The sequence below is a fragment of the Anaerococcus sp. HMSC068A02 genome (assembly GCF_001811125.1).
Taxonomy (GTDB): domain Bacteria; phylum Bacillota; class Clostridia; order Tissierellales; family Peptoniphilaceae; genus Anaerococcus; species Anaerococcus vaginalis_C.
Genome location: NZ_KV803732.1, coordinates 1 through 2720 on the forward strand (window position 1 = coordinate 1; position 2720 = coordinate 2720).

General features: G+C 27.2%; 3 protein-coding genes and 1 pseudogene. 3 read left to right on the forward strand and 1 reads right to left on the reverse strand.

Features of this window, described 5'->3' with window-relative positions; translation table 11 throughout:
* The first annotated feature begins 122 nt into the window (after positions 1-122).
* The 3 genes from HMPREF2782_RS03095 (at position 123) to HMPREF2782_RS03110 (ending at position 2223) form a co-directional block, all read left to right on the forward strand.
* Positions 123-845: a hypothetical protein gene (locus tag HMPREF2782_RS03095; RefSeq protein WP_008901272.1), complete on the forward strand. Its 723-nt coding sequence runs from the start codon at positions 123-125 to the stop codon at positions 843-845.
* Between the two features lie 15 nt (positions 846-860).
* Entirely contained in the window at positions 861-1244 is a 384-nt protein-coding gene (locus HMPREF2782_RS03100) for a hypothetical protein (protein ID WP_001027813.1), read from the forward strand.
* A gap of 649 nt (positions 1245-1893) precedes the next feature.
* On the forward strand, positions 1894-2223 hold the full coding sequence (locus tag HMPREF2782_RS03110) for a hypothetical protein (RefSeq protein WP_000359188.1): 330 nt from the start codon (positions 1894-1896) through the stop codon (positions 2221-2223).
* Positions 2224-2296: 73 nt separating this feature from the next.
* On the opposite strand, the pseudogene HMPREF2782_RS09645 reads toward HMPREF2782_RS03110, so the two are convergent.
* Positions 2297-2533, reverse strand: a pseudogene (locus HMPREF2782_RS09645) (hypothetical protein); the annotation flags it as partial.
* Positions 2534-2720: the final 187 nt, after the last annotated feature.

Below are 2720 nucleotides of genomic sequence, written 5' to 3' on the forward strand. Positions count from 1 at the left end.
TTTTTCTATCTTGGGACTTTTGCAACAGCCCCATCTATTTGTATATAAATCAAGATTAAATATCGAGAATATGGTGGCGAAGTTTAGGTCAACTAAAGACCAATAAACTTCGTCATTTTTTTATGCTTAAAAATAGAAAGAAAGGATTGGGAACAATGTCAAAATTATTTATGTATGGTACATCCTTGGAAGGAATAGAGCAATTGATGGTTATGGTTCCAAATTTCCAGCCAAGAGGAAATGGAATAATCATCAATAATTATTTTAATTGCCAAGGGGGTGATGGAGATTGCAAGATTGGTGTGATTAATGTTGATGATGATTGTAAGGAGTGTGGACACATTGGTTCAAACTTCAAAATCAATGTGGATAGATGTAGATATAAGGATCTAGTCAGAGAGTGCTTTGGAAAGATAAATAATTATTATTTAAAGGAAAGATTAGAAAGTCTAGCAAATAATTTCAAGGGGGAAATCTTTTTAAATCATAACCACAAAGAAAGATTCTATAATTTTCTTCGAAACCAAGATCTAGATATTCATGATATATCCCCAAGATTTATTGCTATCCTATTTTTACTTACTGCCGATGAAAATCTATGGAAGGTTTCTGAAAATCATATTTTAAATGTTAAGTTTGGCTTAAAACAAATATGTCTTCGGGATATAGATACCAATGGCTATGCCTTATACCAAACTGCAAAGACCCTATCAACTGGAAAGGAGTGTATAAGAATCAATGAGCTAGCAGATAGGGAATTAATAGATGACTATATATTTAAATCAATAATTAACTCTGCCTTAATCAATAGATACGGGACAGAGTTATTTTTAATTAATAAATAGAATGGAGGAAAAAGATTGAATATAACTATTAAAAAATCAAGGGATGATGATAAAAGAAAAACCATATGGATTCCAATGGAGGAAGATAAACTACAAGAGGTATGCAATGAATTAGGAATAGAAATGAGTACAAGGTCAAACTGTTATATAGAAGGCAGTAGGGATGAAAGATTTTCAAATATACTGGCTGATAAAAATGTAAATATAGATGAACTAAACTATTTAATGAAAAGATTTGATGGGTTCAGTCCAAGGGAAATAGAAAAGTTTTGTGCTGCGACCTTTACAGAAGAACCTAATACAATGGCAGATTTAGTAAGCCTAAGTTTCAACTTGCATTGCTATAGCCTTATAAATAACTTCAGCGATTTTGATAAGCTAGGCAAGGATCTATATTAAACTGAGAAAATGGCAGTAGCAACTAAAGAATTAGATGAACTAGATGGAGAAGAATATGCAATGGAAGTAATAAAAAACAATAAAAGTGCTAGAGTAACTCCTTATTTCGTCTTTTGACTCATCAAGTATTTTTAATATTCTTGGTGCCTATTTTTGTATTAAATGTAATAAATGAAAAGTTTATATGTATACAGAAAGACTATATGGTAATATATTCAATTAACGAGAAAAAGAATATTAGAAAGATATTTTATATTATTTTGGGGACTGAATTAATATTTTATATTTTGGGACAAATTTTTTTTCAAGGAATTAATTATTTTATAACAGGTGAAGTGTATTTAATTAGTATTAAGTTTAATGTATTAACAATTTTAGAAATTCTATCTGCAAGTTATATAGTTCTATCTATTTTATTACTATTAAAAAAGGATTTGTTTACTTATATAAACTATTACATTTTATTAATGGTACTTTTAGTAGTTAATAGTGGATATATTACATTTCCGATGACTATAAAAGTTTTAAGTTTACTACAACATGATTATATAAAACTACTACTATCAAGAACATTTTTGTTTTTGTTAACCTTCTTTATTTTTAAAATGTCTCTTAAAAGATATAGTAGTAAATTTTATGGTGGATAATAATGGATAAATTGGCATATATTGGAGTTATAAATCATGATGAAAATGTTGAATATCCATTAAATTTTTCCAGTGATGGTATTTATGAAGTTGTTTGTAAATTTAATGGTGGATGTGAAATAAAAATCAAATCAAGTAATTATATAGATGCTCATGAAATTCATAAAGATTATTATAAATTTCACATTAATGTTTTTCTGCCAATTATTGGACTAATAGGTTTAGTATATGGGGTAAAGGAAAAGGATAAGTTGTTTATGGCATTAAATATCCTTTTGATTTTATTACTTCCTATAACAATGTTCGTAGGTCATCTAGTAGGATCTCCTTAAGTAATATAATAAGCTTAGAGTAAAATTTTGTAAATAATCTTAAAAAGATATAAGTTTATCTGCTTATAGCATTTTATCTCTCCACTTCCTTCCCATAAGTGATTTTCATAGTTTTTCCTATACTGAAAAAGGTCAGAAAATTCTTCTTTATTCAAAGAATGCTCTTGCATAAGGGTATTCTTTTTTATTGCAACTTATCGAGTCTGATTAATATTTCTTTTATGTTTGGTAATATTTTATAGATTTCTAAAATTTCATTAGTAGCTATTTTATAAATAGAAAGTTCGATATAATACTTCTCTGTAAATTGGTTTTATTCAGTTTTTTTACATTTTTATACTTCATGATGTAAGATCTTTATTTCAGTTTCAATTTTTTAAAATTTATTCAGTGGATGTTGTATATCATAAGAAAATAACTAGCTTTAAATCAATTTCTCCAAACCTAGATTTTATATCTACATCTATTTATTTTAGTACAGATAAGATTGAGCGATT